19 protein-coding genes and 1 tRNA gene are annotated in these 17,646 nt (G+C 26.5%); 15 read left to right on the top strand and 5 right to left on the bottom strand.

The features are described from left to right. Positions 1-23: 23 nt before the first annotated feature. Genes H0H67_RS01110 through trpA form a run of 7 tightly spaced genes read left to right on the top strand, consistent with a single transcriptional unit; the run spans position 24 to position 6,423 of the window. Positions 24-1,433, top strand: coding sequence for an anthranilate synthase component I family protein (locus H0H67_RS01110; RefSeq protein WP_185859506.1), 1,410 nt, complete (start codon positions 24-26; stop codon positions 1,431-1,433). A gap of 6 nt (positions 1,434-1,439) precedes the next feature. After that, positions 1,440-2,015 carry an anthranilate synthase component II gene (locus H0H67_RS01105; RefSeq protein ID WP_185859505.1) on the top strand — a complete coding sequence of 192 codons (576 nt, stop codon included), beginning with the start codon at positions 1,440-1,442 and terminating at the stop codon, positions 2,013-2,015. 2 nt (positions 2,016-2,017) lie between these two features. Continuing rightward, a complete protein-coding gene (trpD, locus tag H0H67_RS01100) occupies positions 2,018-3,019 on the top strand; it encodes an anthranilate phosphoribosyltransferase (protein ID WP_185859597.1) in 1,002 nt (333 codons plus the stop codon). Beyond that, positions 3,016-3,810 (top strand): indole-3-glycerol phosphate synthase TrpC, encoded by a 795-nt coding sequence (trpC, locus tag H0H67_RS01095; protein ID WP_185859504.1) that lies wholly within the window; start codon positions 3,016-3,018, stop codon positions 3,808-3,810. The genes trpD and trpC overlap by 4 nt, the downstream gene beginning before the upstream one ends. A gap of 30 nt (positions 3,811-3,840) precedes the next feature. Beyond that, positions 3,841-4,467, top strand: coding sequence for a phosphoribosylanthranilate isomerase (trpF, locus tag H0H67_RS01090; protein ID WP_185859503.1), 627 nt, complete (start codon positions 3,841-3,843; stop codon positions 4,465-4,467). Beyond that, entirely contained in the window at positions 4,464-5,666 is a 1,203-nt protein-coding gene (gene trpB, locus H0H67_RS01085) for a tryptophan synthase subunit beta (protein WP_185859502.1), read from the top strand. Before trpF ends, trpB begins: the two co-directional genes overlap by 4 nt. Next, complete coding sequence (gene trpA, locus H0H67_RS01080) at positions 5,650-6,423, top strand: tryptophan synthase subunit alpha (RefSeq protein ID WP_185859501.1); 774 nt, start codon at positions 5,650-5,652, stop codon at positions 6,421-6,423. Before trpB ends, trpA begins: the two co-directional genes overlap by 17 nt. On the opposite strand, the gene H0H67_RS01075 is transcribed toward trpA, so the two are convergent. From H0H67_RS01075 to H0H67_RS01060, 4 genes are all read right to left on the bottom strand, one after another. Beyond that, the gene (locus H0H67_RS01075) at positions 6,413-7,063 is read right to left on the bottom strand and encodes a YggS family pyridoxal phosphate-dependent enzyme (RefSeq protein ID WP_185859500.1); all 651 of its coding nucleotides are present in this window, start codon (positions 7,061-7,063) and stop codon (positions 6,413-6,415) included. The two genes, trpA and H0H67_RS01075, sit on opposite strands and share 11 nt — an antisense overlap. Further along, complete coding sequence (gene serC / locus H0H67_RS01070; RefSeq protein WP_185859499.1) at positions 7,060-8,127, bottom strand: 3-phosphoserine/phosphohydroxythreonine transaminase; 1,068 nt, start codon at positions 8,125-8,127, stop codon at positions 7,060-7,062. Before serC ends, H0H67_RS01075 begins: the two co-directional genes overlap by 4 nt. A 76-nt stretch (positions 8,128-8,203) precedes the next feature. Beyond that, positions 8,204-9,529: a tRNA lysidine(34) synthetase TilS gene (gene tilS, locus H0H67_RS01065; RefSeq protein WP_185859498.1), complete on the bottom strand. Its 1,326-nt coding sequence runs from the start codon at positions 9,527-9,529 to the stop codon at positions 8,204-8,206. Next, on the bottom strand, positions 9,526-10,047 hold the full coding sequence (locus H0H67_RS01060) for a shikimate kinase (protein ID WP_185859497.1): 522 nt from the start codon (positions 10,045-10,047) through the stop codon (positions 9,526-9,528). Before H0H67_RS01060 ends, tilS begins: the two co-directional genes overlap by 4 nt. A 56-nt stretch (positions 10,048-10,103) precedes the next feature. Between H0H67_RS01060 and H0H67_RS01055 the strand changes: the two genes are divergently transcribed. Further along, a tRNA-Lys gene (locus tag H0H67_RS01055) sits at positions 10,104-10,176 on the top strand. Here the strand turns inward: H0H67_RS01055 and H0H67_RS01050 are convergent. Next, on the bottom strand, positions 10,169-10,930 hold the full coding sequence (locus tag H0H67_RS01050; RefSeq protein ID WP_185859496.1) for an exodeoxyribonuclease III: 762 nt from the start codon (positions 10,928-10,930) through the stop codon (positions 10,169-10,171). The genes H0H67_RS01055 and H0H67_RS01050 overlap by 8 nt on opposite strands. 151 nt (positions 10,931-11,081) lie before the next feature. Here H0H67_RS01050 and hisG point away from each other — a divergent pair, with 151 nt between their 5' ends. The 7 genes from hisG to hisF are packed head-to-tail and all read left to right on the top strand — an operon-like array spanning position 11,082 to position 17,645. Then, positions 11,082-11,939: an ATP phosphoribosyltransferase gene (gene hisG, locus H0H67_RS01045; protein ID WP_185859495.1), complete on the top strand. Its 858-nt coding sequence runs from the start codon at positions 11,082-11,084 to the stop codon at positions 11,937-11,939. 12 nt (positions 11,940-11,951) lie between these two features. Beyond that, positions 11,952-13,247 (top strand): histidinol dehydrogenase, encoded by a 1,296-nt coding sequence (hisD, locus tag H0H67_RS01040; protein WP_455737546.1) that lies wholly within the window; start codon positions 11,952-11,954, stop codon positions 13,245-13,247. A 4-nt stretch (positions 13,248-13,251) separates the two neighbouring features. Then, complete coding sequence (gene hisC, locus H0H67_RS01035; RefSeq protein ID WP_238784583.1) at positions 13,252-14,355, top strand: histidinol-phosphate transaminase; 1,104 nt, start codon at positions 13,252-13,254, stop codon at positions 14,353-14,355. Further along, positions 14,355-15,521 carry a bifunctional histidinol-phosphatase/imidazoleglycerol-phosphate dehydratase HisB gene (gene hisB / locus H0H67_RS01030; RefSeq protein WP_185859492.1) on the top strand — a complete coding sequence of 389 codons (1,167 nt, stop codon included), beginning with the start codon at positions 14,355-14,357 and terminating at the stop codon, positions 15,519-15,521. Before hisC ends, hisB begins: the two co-directional genes overlap by 1 nt. Before the next feature lie 19 nt (positions 15,522-15,540). Further along, positions 15,541-16,131 carry an imidazole glycerol phosphate synthase subunit HisH gene (hisH, locus tag H0H67_RS01025; protein WP_185859491.1) on the top strand — a complete coding sequence of 197 codons (591 nt, stop codon included), beginning with the start codon at positions 15,541-15,543 and terminating at the stop codon, positions 16,129-16,131. Positions 16,132-16,143: 12 nt separating this feature from the next. Next, positions 16,144-16,881 (top strand): 1-(5-phosphoribosyl)-5-[(5-phosphoribosylamino)methylideneamino]imidazole-4-carboxamide isomerase, encoded by a 738-nt coding sequence (gene hisA / locus H0H67_RS01020; RefSeq protein ID WP_185859490.1) that lies wholly within the window; start codon positions 16,144-16,146, stop codon positions 16,879-16,881. A 2-nt stretch (positions 16,882-16,883) separates the two neighbouring features. Further along, positions 16,884-17,645, top strand: a complete 762-nt coding sequence (gene hisF / locus H0H67_RS01015; protein ID WP_185859489.1) for an imidazole glycerol phosphate synthase subunit HisF — start codon at positions 16,884-16,886, stop codon at positions 17,643-17,645. Position 17,646: the final 1 nt, after the last annotated feature.

Below are 17,646 nucleotides of genomic sequence, written 5' to 3'. Positions count from 1 at the left end.
ATCATATACAAATACCATAAACTATGTTTAAATTTAATTTTAGAACTATTCAGAAAAAAATTTTAGCTGATAGTACTACACCAATAGAATTATATTTAAAACTAAGAGATATTTTTCCAAATACATTATTGTTAGAATCTTCTGATCATCAAATTTCCAAAAATAATTCTTCTATTCTTTGCATTAATCCAGTTTCAGAATTTATTCTAGATAAAAATGTATTGCGAATATCATATCCAAATTGTGTTCATAAACATATTTTCATAAATGATCAGTTGGACATACAAATTTTAATTGAGGAATTTTTCAAAAAATTTGAAAGTGAAAATACTTCTATTTCTTATTCCGGTTTATATGGGTACATATCTTATGATAGTATTCAATATTTCGAAAACATTCAATTTCATTCTCCAATTAAAGAAATATATCATCTTCCGCAAATACGATTTGGTTTTTATAGAAACCTAATTGTATTCAGAAATTTTTACAATGAAATTTACTTAATTGAACATCAATTTGTTAATTTCGATAAAAAAACTAACCTAGATCAATTAGTAGAATTAATAAAAAAGAAAAATTTTCCTTCTTTTCCATTTAAATCTGTAGGAAATCGTTCTTCAAATGTTACGGATATAGAATACAAAAAAATGGTATCCCAAGGAATAAAAGCTTGTTTACGGGGAGATGTTTTTCAAATAGTGTTATCTCGTCAGTTTCAACAGAAATTTACAGGAGATGAATTTAATGTATATCGTGCCCTACGATTTATAAATCCTTCTCCATATCTTTTTTATTTTGATTATGGAAGTTATAAATTATTTGGTTCTTCTCCAGAATCACAATTAATCATTAATAATCAAATAGCCTATATTAATCCAATAGCAGGAACTATACGAAGATCTGGAAACGAAGAAAAGGATAATAAATTATCTAAAAATCTGGCTGATAATCCAAAAGAAAATGCAGAACATGTCATGTTAGTAGATTTAGCAAGAAATGATTTGAGTAAAAATTCTTCCGATGTAAAAGTAGAAGGATTTAAAGAAATTCAAGTTTTTTCTCATGTCCTGCATATGGTATCTAAAGTATCTGGAAGACTGGAAGAGAATATATCCATTATAAAAGTATTTGGAGACACTTTCCCTGCAGGGACTTTATCAGGAGCTCCGAAGTATAAAGCAATGGAATTGATAGACAAAATGGAAAATCAACATAGAGGAATATATGGAGGAGCTATTGGTTTCTTTGGATTGAATAATTCTTGTATGAATACAGCTATAGTAATTCGTTCTTTTGTCAGCAAAAATAATACTCTTTTTTTTCAAGCTGGAGCAGGAATTGTTTCTGATTCTAAAGAAGAAAAAGAGTTAGAAGAAGTAAATAATAAGCTAATGGCCTTATTTAAAGCTATAGAATTAGCTAAAAATATATGAAGTATTATGAATGAAATACTGATTTTAGATAATTATGATTCTTTTACTTATAATCTTGTTCATGCTGTAAAAAAATTAACAAAAAATCCTGTACAAGTATTTAGAAATAATGAAATTAAACTTTCTGAAATAGAAAAATATAACAAAATTATTCTTTCTCCAGGACCTGGAATTCCTGATGAAGCACATATTTTAAAACCTTTAGTAAAAACTTTTGCTTCTACCAAAAGTATTTTTGGAGTTTGCTTAGGACAACAAGCTATAGGAGAGGTGTTTGGAGCTACTCTTCTTAATACAAAAGAAGTTTATCATGGAATAGCTAGTTCTATAAAAATTGTTGATCCAAAAGAAATTATTTTTCAAAAAATACCTAGAGAGATCAAAGTTGGTCGTTATCATTCTTGGATTATATCTCCACATAATTTTCCTGAAGAACTTCAGATTACAGCTATTGGAGATAAGGGAGAAATCATGGCTTTGCGTCATAAATTTTATGATATACGTGGAGTACAATTTCATCCAGAATCTATTTTAACTCCATATGGAGAAAAAATTATAAATAATTGGCTGAAAATGAAGTAGAAATGAAAAAAATATTAGAAAATCTTTTTTTAGAAAAAACTTTAACAAAACAGGAGGCTAAGGATCTTATTATGGAATTATCTAAAGGAAAAATTAATAATTCTCAAGTAGTGGCTTTAACTACTATATATAACATGAGAACACCTACATTAGAAGAAATAGTAGGCTTTAGACAAGCATTCATGGAATTATGCATCAAAGTAAATCTCAAAGAATTCAATGCTGTTGATATAGTAGGAACAGGTGGAGATAGAAAAAATACCTTTAATATTTCTACCTTAGCATGTTTTATAGTAGCAGGATCAGGAGAAAAAGTGATGAAACATGGAAGTTTTAGTTCTTCCTCGATAACTGGATCTTCAAATCTTTTAAAAGAGTTAGGATATCATTTCACGAATAAAGAAGATAATTTAAAAAATCAGTTGGATAAAGTTGGGTTTTGTTATCTACATGCACCTATATTCCATCCAGTTTTAAATATTATATCTGGAACAAGAAAAGAATTAGGAATTAGAACTATTTTTAATACACTTGGTCCAATAATCAATCCAGGAGAACCAAAAAATCAATTATTAGGAGTTTCTAATTTAGAATTAGCCAGAATTTATTATTATATGTACCAAAATACAAAAAATAATTATGCTATTATTCATAGCATAGATGGTTATGATGAAATAACACTTACTAGTGATATGAAATGTTATACTCCAAAAGGAGAAAAATTCTATTCTATAGAAAAATTGGGAATAGATAAAAAAAATAAAATAAAAGTGAATCCTGATGAATTAAAAGGAGGAAAAAATACAGAAGAAAATATTCGTATATTCATTAGAATTTTATCAGGAGAAGGAACTTTAGCTCAAAATGAAGTTGTTTTGATAAATGCTACATTTGCATTGAGTTTACTCAATAAAGACAGTCTTGAGAATAATTATGATAAGGCAAAACGATCTTTAAAAAGTGGAAAAGCAAAGAATATTCTCAAAAAATTATTGAGTTTATGAATATTCTTGGAAAAATAGTATCTGTTAAGAAAAAAGAAGTCTATAACAACAGAAGACTCTATCCTATAAAAGAATTGGAAAATAGTTTTTTTTTCAAAAGAAAAAAGTTTTCTTTAGTTAAAAGACTAAAGGAGAGCAGAACTGGTATTATTGCAGAATTTAAATCCAAGTCTCCATCCAAAGGAATTATAAACAACATAGTTCCAGTAGAAAAAGTAGTCAAAGATTACGAGTTATCAGGAGTTAGTGGAATATCTATTCTTACAGACAAGAATTTTTTTTCTGGAAAAAATGAAGATTTAAAAAAATCACGTTCTATAGTTTCCACTCCTATACTCAGAAAAGATTTTATTATAGATGAATACCAGATTATAGAATCTAAATCTATAGGAGCTGATGTTATTTTATTGATTGCTGGTATTCTTTCTAAAAGTCAAATAGAAAATTTTTCAAAACTTGCAAAAAGTATTGATTTAGAAACCATTATAGAAATTCATAATGAATTTGAAATTGATAAAATAACAGAAGAATTAGATATTGTGGGAATTAATAATCGAGATTTACAAACATTTATTGTAGATTATGATAATTGTTTGAAATTATCTTCAAGAATTCCTGATAATTATATAAAAATAGCAGAGAGCGGAATAGATAATGTAAATATTATTCTTGAATTAAGGAAAAAAGGTTTTGAAGGTTTTTTAATTGGAGAATATTTTATGAAAAGAAAAGATCCTGGAAAAATTTGTAGAAATTTTATAAAATCTTTATTTGAAATCAATTCATTATGAAATATAAATCATTATGAAATATAAATCATTATGAAATATAAATCATTAAAAATAAAAATATGTGGTCTAAAATTTCAAATACAAAAAATTTCAGATTTGCTACCTGATTTTATGGGTTTTATATTTTATCCTAATTCTCCTCGATTTGTAGGTTTTGATTTTGTTATTCCAAAATTAAAAAAAGAAATATTAAAAATTGGAGTTTTCGTAAATGAATCAGAAAAAAATGTATTGAAAATGAGTAAAAAAAATAAACTGGATTTTATTCAATTGCATGGAACAGAAAGTCCTTTTTATTGTGAAAGATTATTCAATAATAGATTAAAATTAATTAAAGCTTTTAGAATAGATGATTTTTTTTCTTTTAAAAACATAATGAATTACATTCCTTTTTGTACTTATTTTCTATTTGATAATAATACAATTAACTATGGGGGTAGCGGAACAAAATTTTGTTGGAAAAAACTTGATGAATATAATTTTGAAATTCCATTTTTTTTAAGTGGAGGAATTGGAATAAACGATTTTGATAAAATTAAAAACTTTTCACATTCAAAAATGTTCGCTGTTGATGTAAATAGTCAATTTGAAATTTTTCCAGGAAAAAAAGATAGCATTGCATTAAATTCCTTTATAAAAAAAATAAGAGAATTATGAAATATTTTGTTGACAAAAATGGATATTATGGAGAGTTTGGAGGAGCTTTTATTCCTGAAATGTTGCATAGGAATATAACAGAATTGCAAAATAAATATAAAAAATTTATTACAAGTTTTGAATTTCAGAAATCGTATAAAGAAACACTAAAAAATTATGCAGGAAGACCTACACCTTTATTTTTTTGTAAAAAATATTCTGATAAATATAAAGCTAAGATTTACCTAAAAAGAGAAGATCTAAATTACACAGGATCGCATAAAATTAACAATACTATAGGTCAAGCTTTATTAGCAAAAAAATTGGGAAAAAAAAAGATTATTGCTGAAACAGGAGCTGGACAACATGGAGTAGCAACTGCTACTACTTGTGCATTAATGGATTTAAAATGTATTGTTTTTATGGGAGAAACGGATATCCATCGTCAATATACGAATGTTCTGAGAATGAAATCTCTTGGAGCCGAAGTTATTTCTGTTTGTAGTGGAGATAAAACGTTGAAAGATGCGGTTAACGAAGCTATTCGTTATTGGATTAACCATCCAGAATGTTATTATTTAATAGGTTCTACGGTTGGTCCTCATCCTTATCCTCAAATGGTTGCAGATATTCAGTCTATTATTAGTGAAGAAATTAAGATTCAGTTAAAAGAAAAGGAAGGATCTTCTTTTCCTAATTATGTAGTTGCCTGCATAGGAGGTGGAAGTAATGCTGCAGGATCTTTTTATCACTTTTTGGATAATGATTCAGTGAATCTTGTAGCAGTAGAAGCTGCAGGATTAGGTATAAAAACAAAAAAAACAGCTGCAGCTATTCACTGTGGATCTAAAGGAATATTACATGGATGTATGACAATGCTTTTACAAGATGAAGAAGGGCAAGTTCTTCCTGCTCATTCAATATCTCCTGGATTAGATTATCCGGGAATAGGACCTATGTTTGCTAATCTTTTTGTAAAAAAACGTGTTAGTTTTTTGCATTCTACGGATGAAGAAGCTTTGCAAGCAGGATATGAATTGACCCGATTAGAAGGAATCATCCCAGCTTTAGAAAGCTCTCATGCATTAGCTGCGTTAAAAAAAATACCATTTAAAAAAATGGATTTAGTTGTTGTTACTCTATCTGGTAGAGGAGATAAAGATATCAATGTTTACGATAAGTTTTTTACCAAATTTTCAAATGATGAACAAAATACATAATTTATTTAGAAATAAAAATGAAAACATATTATGCATTTATTTTACAGCTGGATTTCCTAATATAAATAGCACTGTAAAAATAATTAAAACACTGCAGGATTTTCCTGTTGATTTAATAGAAATAGGGATACCTTATTCTGATCCTTTGGCAGATGGAATGATTATTCAAAATAGTAATCAAACTTCATTGAATAATGGAATGAATGTTTCTTTATTATTTTCTCAAATAGAAAAATTCAAAGAAAAAATAAAAATCCCTATTATTCTTATGGGGTATTACAATCAATTTTACAAGTTTGGAGAAGAAAAATTTTTAAATAAATGTAAAAAATCAGGGATCGAAGGATTAATTCTTCCAGATCTTCCTGTTGATTTGTTTGTGGAAAAATACCAAAATTTATTTAAAAAATATTTATTGTCAATGATATTTTTGATCACTCCACAAACTGATTCATCTAGAATTTATATGTTAAGCAGAATAACTGATGGTTTTTTATATTTGGTTTCTTCTAATTCAACAACAGGAAAAGTTGATGATTCTTTTGGAGAAGAACAAATATCGTTTTTTAAACGTGTAAAAAAATTGTCTATAAATATTCCTAAATTAATTGGTTTTGGAATAAAGGACAAAAAAACTTTTGATTTATCATGTCAATACGCAAATGGAGGAATTATCGGAAGTTCTTTTATTCAATCATTAAATGAAAATCAGTTGGAAGAAAGCATCAAAAAATATATAAAGTCTATTATAGAATAATTCTTTCTCCAAAAAGAGAGGTTCCTAATCGAATAATTGTACTCCCATATTTTATGGCTATGTTATAATCTCGACTCATTCCCATAGAAAGGACATAATGTCCATATTTTTTTTTGTACTCATTATATAAATTACGTAAATATAAAAATTCATTGTGAACTTTTTTAAGATCTTGAAAAGAAGACATTCCCATTATTCCTATTATTTTTACGTTATTCATCGATTTATAAATTGAATTTTCCAATATATTACAGGCTTCTTGATCGTTGATTCCAGATTTACTTTTTTCTTTACAAATTTTTATTTGCAAAAGACAATTAATAATTTTATTGTGTTTTAGCGCAATTTTATTAATTTTTTGAATTTGTTCTAGTTTTTGAACACTATGAATTAAATGAATAAAAGGTATTATATATTTTAATTTATTGCTTTGAATTCTTCCAATCATATGCCAATGAATATCTTTAGGCAATTTTTTATATTTCTCCATCATTTCTTGAACATAATTTTCTCCAAAATCTCTATGTCCTAATTTGTATAATTTTTCTATGGAAGAAATATCTTGACTCTTAGAAACTGCTAAAATTTTTATATTTTTTGGAATCAATTTTTTGATGTGAAAAAATCTATTTTCTATCATGATGAAAATTTTATTTCGAATTCTTTCATGATTTCAATTAAAAATTGAACACTTTTCAACGGAAGAGCATTGTATATGCTGGCTCTATATCCTCCTAAAAATCTATGTCCATCTAATCCAACAATATTTTCTTTTCTCCACATTTTATTAAATTCTTTTTCTAATTTTTTATCCTTTAAAAAAAAGGAAACGTTCATATTAGAACGATCTTCTTTATGTATTTTATTTTCAAATAAATTATTTTGATCTATTTCATCATATAACAATTTAGCTTTATATTTATTTTCTATTTCTAAAATAGAAAGACCTCCTTTTTTTTCTATCCATTCCAAAGTTAACATGGAAGTATAAATAGAAAAAACGTTTGGAGTATTTAAAATACTTTTATTTTGTATATGAATTTTATAATCCATATAAGAAGGAATGTTTTTTTCGATTTTTCCTAAAACATTTTTTCTCACTATTACGATAGTCATTCCAGCAGAACTTACATTCTTTTGTGCAGAAGCATAAATTAAACTGAATTGTAAAAAATTTAATTTCCTACTAAAAATATCAGAAGACATATCACAAACTATTGGAACAGATGTTTGAGGAAATGTTTTCATTTGTGTTCCAACAATTGTATTATTAGACGTGCAATGAAAATAATCTACATGATATGGAATTTGATAATTTTTTGATATATGTGTATAATTTTGATCTTTTCCAGAAAATAAAATTTTTACTTTTCCAAATCTTTTTGCTTCCTTAATAGCATTTTTGGCCCAAAATCCTGTATCTAAATAAGCTGCTTCTTGATCCATTAAATTATATGGAACCATTGAAAATTGCAATGTAGCTCCTCCTTGAAGAAATAAAATAGCATAATCATCATTCAAATTCATCACTTTTTTTACTAAACAAGTAGTTTTTTCTATTATTTCTAAAAAGTCTATACTTCTATGAGAAATCTCAAGTAAAGATAATCCGGTCCCATTAAAATCAATTACAGATTGAGCTGATTTTCTGACAACTTCTTGGGGTAAAATAGAAGGGCCTGCATTGAAATTATGTATTTTCATAAATCGAACAACTAATTCTTTTCAAAATTAAAAAAAATACTAATTGAAATTGTAAGACTAATAGATAATAACTCAATTATATTTTTATTCCTAATATTTTTTTTGTTTTTTCTGTTATCTTAAATCTATCATCTAAACGATTTCCTACAATCAAAATAATATACCCATTTCCATTAATTAATAACCATGTTTGTTCTTTTTCTAAAAGAGAAAATTTTTTTTCTTTATAATACTTGCTTAATTTTTTTTTCCCTTTCATTTTAAATGGGAAAAAAAAGTCTCCTTTTTTCCATGTTCTTAATAGCAATGGAAATTGAATTTTTTCAAAATCTACAAGAAACATTTTTTTTCTATCTTCTTTTTTTGGATTAAAAAAAAACTTAATATCAATGGGTAAACAAACATTTTTAAAATCCTGTATCACATAAGTTTTATTTTTATTTTCTGATAATAATTCATTGGAAATTAAAATCCAATTATTTCTATTTTTGATAATACGATATTTTTTTGATATAAGTTGCTTCCCAGATTGCGCATAAATAAGAGATTTTAAACTTTTGACATCGTCAAATCCATATTGAGAAAATAATTTAAATAAATAAAAAGATAAAGGTTTCAATTTTTTGATTTTATGACATTCAACTTTCCAAAAAAATGGATCATCTTTTTTTTCCAATGTAATTTCATGATATACTTTTTTAATTTTTTCTTCTATTAAAAAATTTTCATCGTGAAGATGATCTATGGTTTTTTTAAACCCCTTATAAAAAAAAGATGAAAAAGAGGAAAACTGAGATAAAATTAAACGAATCTGATTTCTCAAATATTTAGTTTCTTGATTACTACTATCCGATCTCCATTTTATATTTTTGATTTTAGCATAATGTAAAATTTCTTCTTTAGTGAAATCAGAAAGAGGACGTATAAATTTCTCATTTTTTTTAGGAATTCCTAACAATCCTTTAATTCCAGTTCCTCTCAAAATGTTTAGGAAAAAAGTTTCTATAGAATCATTAAGATGATGTGCTAATACTATGTACTCATATAAATTATTTTTTAATAATTCAGAAAACCAATCATATCTAAGTTTTCTAGCTGCCATTTGTATAGAAAATTTATTTTTTTTAGAAAAATTCAAAGTATCAAATTTTTTAACATGGCATATGATACTTTTTTTTGCACAAAATTTTCTTATAAAAACTTCATCTTCATTAGATTCTTTATTTCTTAGTGTGAAATTACAATGAGCAGCTTCTAATTCAATGTTAGAAAGATCAAGTAATACATTAATAAGAACCATACTATCTAATCCTCCACTTACAGCAACACATACTTTCTTTTTTATTTGAAATGAAAAATATTTTCTAATTTTTTCTAGAAAAACATGATCATATGTTTTCATTTTCTATAATAAATAAACTTAATAATTTCTTTAACTATATCATTTTTAGATTTTTTACTTGTATTAATTTTTTCAGAAGATTTTTCATAGAAATAAGTTCTTTGGAACAAATGCTTCATAATAAATTGAAACAATTCTTTTTTTGATAAATGAGCAATCAAAGGTCTTGTTTTTTTTTCAAAAAATAATCTTTTAAATAGAGTATAACTATTTGTTCTTAAATAAAATGTTTTTGAATATTTATTTAGTAAATAAATATTGTTGTAAAAACAAGGAGTTCCTCCTCCAACGGATAAAACATATTCATCTTTCTTTTTTAAAACTTTTTTTAACATCAAATGTTCTATTTTTCTAAAAGAAAGTTCTCCTTCTTTTTTAAAAAGATTATAAATTGACTCTTTTTTACTTTCAACGAGAATAGTATCTAAATCATAGAAATTTAAATTTATTTCCTTAGATAATCTTTTTCCTATAGAAGTTTTTCCACTCCCCATGTATCCTATTAAAGTGATTTTCATAAAAAAATAAATTTATAGTATATTTGTTTTTTCAGTGATTATTTTAATTTTTTTCAGACCTGATAGCTCAGCTGGTAGAGCATTACACTTTTAATGTAAGGGTCCTGGGTTCGAATCCCAGTCAGGTCATTTCTAATACAGCAGGACAATGATCGGAGAACTTTACATCCGACAATAAGGAAGCTTTCCTAATTTTTTCTTTCAAAGAATAGCTAACCATAACATAATCAATCCTCCAACCTTTATTATTTTTTCTAGCATTAAAACGATAACTCCACCAACTATAATGATGTGCTTCTTTAACACAGTTTCTAAAACTGTCTATGAATCCTAAATCTAGAAAATGAGTCATCCATTCCCTTTCTTCTGGTAAAAAACCTGAAATTTCTTGGTTTTTAATAGGATTATAAATATCTATTTCATGATGACAAATATTATAATCACCACAAATAATGAGATTATTCAATTCATTTATGATTTTTTTCACATGAAAAAAAAATTTTTTCATAAAAAAAAATTTGAAACTTAATCTCTTTTTCATGTTATTTCCTGAAGGAAGATAAAGACTAATTACTGACATTTTTTTCAAATCTATACGTAATACCCTCCCTTCTTGATCAATAAAAGGAGATCCTATTCCGTATTCCACATGAATAGGTTTCTCTTTACATAAAATACCTACACCACTATATCCTTTTTTGATTGAAGGGAACCAATAATGATTATATCCTAATTGATCAAAAATATAAGTATCTATTTGTTCTGGAAAAGCTTTTATTTCTTGAAAACACAAAATATCTGGATTGCTCTTTTCAATCCAATCAGATAATCCTTTATTAATTCCAGATCTTATTCCATTTATATTATAACTAATAATTTTCATTTTTTTGTGTAAATTTTTATTTATGAGAAAACGAGACTTATAGGTTAATTATAAAATATTCAAAATAGTTTTTATATTTGCTGTGATGCATTAATTTAATCTACAATAAAAAGCTTACAAGAGTAAGCTTTTGTTATTTTTTCCTTATTATATGGATAAACTTAAAATAGCTATTCAAAAATCAGGTCGTCTTTATGAAGACTCTATCAAGTTGCTAAAAGATTGCAGCATTGAAGTTAATATTGGTATAGATAAATTAAAAACAACGGCTCTCAATTTTCCGCTAGAAATCCTTTTTCTAAGAGACGATGATATACCTCAATATTTAGAAGATGGAGTAGCTGATATAGGAATTGTAGGAAAAAATGTTCTTTTGGAAAAAAGAAAAAAAATAAAAATAAGAGAGACTTTAGGTTTTGGAAAATGCAGACTAGCTATAGCTGTCCCTAAATCTTCATCTTACAACAATATAAATGATTTAGATGGAAAAAGAATTGCAACAAGTTATCCTTTTTTAGTTCAAGAATTCTTCGAAAAAAGATATATCAATGCAGAAATTCACGAAATCTCTGGAGCTGTGGAAATAGCTCCTGGAATAGGTTTAGCGGATTGTATTTGCGATTTAGTTAGTAGTGGATCTACACTTTTTATGAATGGACTAAAAGAAGTAGAAACTGTTCTTCAATCTGAAGCCGTATTGGCATCACATCTACATTTAGGCTCTCCACAAAATCTAATCATGGATAAATTATTATTTAGAATTAGAGCTGTAAAAAAAGCCAAAAATAATAAGTATATTCTATTAAATGTTCCTAATGAACGATTAGATAAAATAATATCTTATCTCCCAGGAATTAAAAGTCCAGCTATTCTTCCCCTGGCAAATTCAGAATGTAGTTCGGTTCATTCCGTTGTCAATGAGAATGATTTTTGGGGAATTATAGAAAACTTAAAAGCACTTGGAGCGCAGGATATATTAGTATTGCCAATAGAAAAAATTATACTATAAAAAAATATGGATATGATTCAAGTGTATATTCATCCTACATACAAAACATGTCAATCTATTTTGAATAGATCTTCGAAAGAAATTTCTCACTTAAGAGATTTTGTTATTCCTATCATTAATAATGTAAAAAATTATGGAGATATAGCCGTAAAAACTTATACAAGAAAATATGATAATGTCGATATAAAACGTATTCAAGTCACAGAAGAAGATTTTCAAAAAGCAAACATAAAAATTTCAAGTAAATTAAAAAAATCTATAGATATAGCATATAAGAATATCAAGTTTTTTCATCAAAAACAGATACATGAGGAATCAAAAATAGAAATTTCAACAGGATCCTTTTGTTGGAGAAAATCTATTCCAATAGAAAAAGTAGGTTTTTATATTCCTGGAGGATTCGCCCCTTTATTGTCCACTGTATTAATGTTAGGAATACCAGGAAAACTGGCTGGATGTAAAAATATTATATTATGTAGTCCTCCAAATGAAAATGGAGATGTTCATCCATCTATTTTATATACAGCTAAATATGTTGGAATTACTCGTATATATAAAGTAGGAGGAGTTCAAGCTATTGCTGCTATGGCTTATGGTACTGAGAGTATTCCTTCCGTGTATAAAATATTTGGTCCAGGAAATTCTTATGTGACAATAGCTAAGCAAATTGTATCCCAAAAAGGAATTGTATCCATAGATATGCCTGCAGGTCCTTCAGAAGTTGTGATTATGGCTGATGAAAAAGCAAATCCAGAATATGTAGCAGCTGATTTACTATCTCAATCTGAACATGATCCAGAAAGCTATATTCTTTTGGTTACTATAAATAACGAATCTTGGATAGAAAAAGTTAAAGAAAAATTAACAAAACAATTATTTCATCTTTCTAAGAAAAAAGATATTATTGAAAAATCTTTAAAAAAAAGTAAAATAGTTGTTTTTTCTTCTTTAGAAGAATGTATGAATTTTATAAATCAAGTGGCTCCAGAGCATCTCATTATTAATTGTAATGATGATTACTATTGGAGTGAAAAAGTGATTAATGCTGGATCTGTTTTTTTAGGAAATTATTCTCCAGTTAGTGTTGGTGATTATGCTTCTGGAACAAATCATGTATTACCCACATATGGTTATGCAAAATCTTATAGTGGAGTATCTGTAGATAGCTTTGTTAAGAAAATCACTTTTCAAAAAATATCCAAAGAAGGATTGAAAAATTTGTCGGAATGTGTAAATATTTTATCTTCCGAAGAAGGATTAATTGCACATAGAAAGTCCATTAATATTCGATTAAAAAATGAATTTTAAATGCATGAACAATAGTCAAAATAAAAATTGTTCCAATTTTGATCTTGATTCACTAATCAGAGACAATATTTTAAAAGTGGATCCTTATATATCCGCAAGAACAGAACATGATAAAGAAAAAAATTCTATTTTTTTAGATGCTAATGAAAATTCTTTTGGATCTCCTTTATCCTTTTTGAACTCTTACAACAGATATCCAGATCCTTTACAGAAAGAATTAAAGGAAAAAATATCTGATTTAAAAAATATTTCTCCATCTAAAATATTTTTAGGAAATGGGAGTGATGAAATTATTGATTTGATTTATCGTATTTTTTCTCGTCCAGAAATAGATCATGCTATAATTTTCCCCCCTACTTATGGGATGTATGAAGTGAGTGGAAAAATTCATGGTGTAGATATAGTAAAAATTTCTCTTACAAAAGAAAAATATCAATTGAATTTGGAAGAAATAGAAAAATCTGTTAATCAACATAGTAAGATAATTTTTATTTGTTCTCCAAATAATCCTACAGGAAACGATATAAAAAGAAAAAACATTGAAAATCTTACAAAAAAATTTACAGGAATTGTTGTTTTAGATGAAGCTTATATTGATTTTTCAGATCAAAAATCTTTATCCATGGAAATTAATAAATATCCCAATTTAATTGTCTTACAAACGCTTTCTAAATCTTGGGGTTTAGCGGGTTTAAGAATAGGAATCGCGATTGCTTCTGAATCCATTATTCAATGGATGAATAAAATTAAACATCCATACAATATAAGTATTCATTCTCAAGAAATTGCTATTAAAGCTCTTGAAAATAGAGATTTATTTTTTTATCATTTAAAAAACATTCTTTCAGAAAGAAAATATATGAAAGAATCATTAAGTAAAATTCCTATTATACGTAAAGTCTATCCTAGTTCTGCTAATTTTTTGCTAGTAAGAATTAATTTTTCTTCAAAAAATCTCTATCAATATTTAATGGAAAAAAAAATTGTTGTTAGAGATCGTTCGAAAATTGTTTTATGCAATAATTGTTTAAGAATTACAGTAGGAACTCACGAAGAAAATGAGTATTTAATAGATCAAATTAAAAAATACTCCAAAATAAAGATGTAATGAAAAAAATATTGTTTATTGATAGAGATGGGACTATCATACGAGAAAACCCACCTACGTATCAAATTGATTCTATTGAAAAAATCAGTTTTTATCCAAAGGTTATATTTTTTTTGTCAAAAATAGTACAAGAATTAAATTATAATTTAGTCATGGTGACCAACCAAGACGGGTTGGGAACAGATCAATTTCCTGAAAAAAAATTTTGGCCTATCCACAATCATATTTTAAATGTTTTAAAAACAGAAGGAATTGATTTTTATTCTGTTCATATAGATAGAACTTTTCCAGAAGAAAAATCTTCTACTAGAAAACCTGGGATAGGAATGTTATCTACTTATTTACAATCTGATTTATACAATATTTCTAAATCTTTTGTCATTGGAGATAGATTAAATGATGTTTTTCTAGCTAAAAACCTGGGATGTAAATCAATATGGATCAAGGAGAATCATCATTATAAGAATTTAACAAAAGAAGAAAAAGATTATTTTTCTACTATAGAAGAAAAAGATCTCAAAAAAATAATATCGTTAAAAACGGATAATTGGGAAAATATTTATGAATATTTATCGTCTATTACTACCAAAAGATTAGTACACCAACGTACTACATTAGAAACAAATGTTAAAATATCTATTTTCCTTTATGGAAAAGGAAGAGCTCATATACAAACAGGACTTGGATTTTTTGATCATCTTCTACAACAAATAGCTTTTCACAGTTCTATAGATCTAAATATTCAAACAAAAGGAGATCTTTATGTAGACGAACATCATACAATAGAAGATACTGGAATTGCTTTAGGAGAAATTTTTAATCAATCTTTAGAAAATAAAAGAGGAATAGAACGTTATGGATTCTATTTAATTCCTATGGAGGATAGTTTATCTACAGTGGCATTAGATCTTGGAGGAAGAAGTCAATTAGTATGGAAAGCCAAATTTTTTAGGGAAAAAATAGGAAAAGTTCCTACAGAGATGTTTTATCATTTTTTTAAATCTTTTTCTTCATCTGCAAAATGCAATCTATATATTCATGCTACAGGAAAAAATGAACATCACAAAATAGAATCTATTTTTAAATGCTTTGCAAAATCTATTAAAATGGCAATAAGAAAAAATTCTTTTAATAATAAAATACCTAGTTCTAAAGGACTATTGTAAAAAATTTTAATGAAAAATTATGAAAACAATTATCATAAAATATCCTGCAGGAAATGTACAATCGGTTCTTTTTTCTCTGGAAAGGATAGGTGTACAAGCCATAGTAACAGATTCTATGGAATCTATTCAAAATGCGGAAAAAATTATTTTACCAGGAGTAGGAGAAGCTAATTATGCAATGAAATATTTAAAAGAAAAAAAGTTGGATGTGGTTTTATCTGAATTAGAACAACCTGTATTGGGAATATGTTTGGGGATGCAATTACTTTGTAAATATTCAGAAGAAAGTAGTACCACATGTATAGGAATTTTTGATTTGTTAGTTAAAAAGTTTCAATCTAAAAACAAAAATGATAAAATTCCTCAAATAGGTTGGAATACCATTCATAAACTCAAAGGCCCTTTGTTTGAAAAAATTCCAGATGGAAGTTATCAATATTTTGTTCATAGTTATTATGCTACTTTGGGAAAGTACACGACAGCAAAAACAGAATATATAGTTTCTTACAGTGCTGCTTTGCAAAAGAATAATTTTTATGCTGTCCAATTTCATCCAGAAAAATCTTCTTATGTAGGACATAAAATATTAGAAAATTTTATCCGATTATAAAAATAATTAATGATGAATATTATAGTAGCTATAGATTTAATTGATGGAAAGTGCGTTCGTTTAAAACAAGGTGATTTTAAAAAGAAAAAAATTTATAATCATGATCCACTAGAAGTGGCATTTTTATTGGAAAATAATGGAATATCTAGACTCCATTTAGTAGATTTAGATGGAGCAAAAAAAGGGAAAGTCGTACATTGGAAAATTTTGGAAAAAATAGCAAAACATACAAATTTGATTATAGATTTTGGAGGAGGAATTCATACTGAAGAGGACGTACGTGCTGTATTTGAGAATGGAGGTGATATAGCAACTGTAGGCAGTATTGCTGTTAAAAAACCCATCTTTTTAAAAAAATGGGTCAATATTTATGGAGATGATAAAATTTTATTAGGAGTAGATGTTAAAAATAAAAAAATCGCAACTAATGGATGGACAGAATTTTTTGATATTCCATTTATGGATTTTTTAGAAGAAAAAAATAATTATGGAATCAAAAAAATTTTTTGTACAGATATATCTAGAGATGGAGTTTTATCTGGTCCTTCTTTTTCTTTATACAAAGAAATTATTCAAAGATTTCCAAATATTGAATTGATAGCAAGTGGCGGAATTAGAAATATAGAAGATATAGATCAATTATTCAATTTAGGTTGTAGAGGTGTCATTATTGGAAAAGCTATATATGAAAATCAGATATCGTTATCAGAACTTAGAAATTGGAAAGAAAAAAATAATAATAACTACTAAATATGTTAGCTAAACGGATTATACCTTGTTTAGATATTAAAAATGGAAGAACAGTAAAAGGAGTTAATTTTAAACATTTAAAAGATGCTGGAGATCCAATAAAATTAGTTTGTTGGTATACAAAACAAGGTGCAGATGAATTAATATTTTTGGACATAACAGCTACAAATGAAAAACGTCAGACATTAACTAGCTTAGTGAGAGATATTTCTAGTCATATTAATATTCCTTTTACAGTTGGGGGAGGAATTCGAGAAGAAGAAGATGTAGAATTGTTATTAAATGCAGGAGCAGATAAAATATCTATTAATACTGAAGCTTTTAAAAGTCCAAATCTTTTAGAAAGACTTTCTAAAAGATTTGGAAGTCAATGTATTGTATTAGCTATCGATACAAAATATGAAGAAAATGAATGGTGGGTATATTTAAATGGTGGTAGAATTTCCACTAAAAAGAAAACACTAGACTGGGCTAAAGAGGGTGCTGATAGAGGAGCAGGAGAAATATTATTAACTTCAATGAATCATGATGGGACAAAAAATGGATTCGCTTTAGATATTACCAGAAAAATATCCGAAAATATTTCTACTCCAGTTATTGCTTCAGGTGGGGCTGGAAAATTAGAAGATTTTTATAAAATCTTCAAAATTGGAAAAGCAGATGCTGCTTTAGCTGCCAGCATATTTCATTATAGAGAAATAGAAATTCCAAAGTTAAAATATTATTTAACCCGTTCTCATATACCTGTAAGAAACACAATTTGAT

It is taken from the genome of Blattabacterium cuenoti, from assembly GCF_014251575.1.
Taxonomy (GTDB): domain Bacteria; phylum Bacteroidota; class Bacteroidia; order Flavobacteriales; family Blattabacteriaceae; genus Blattabacterium; species Blattabacterium cuenoti_N.
This window is presented reverse-complemented; position numbering and strand designations above follow the sequence as displayed.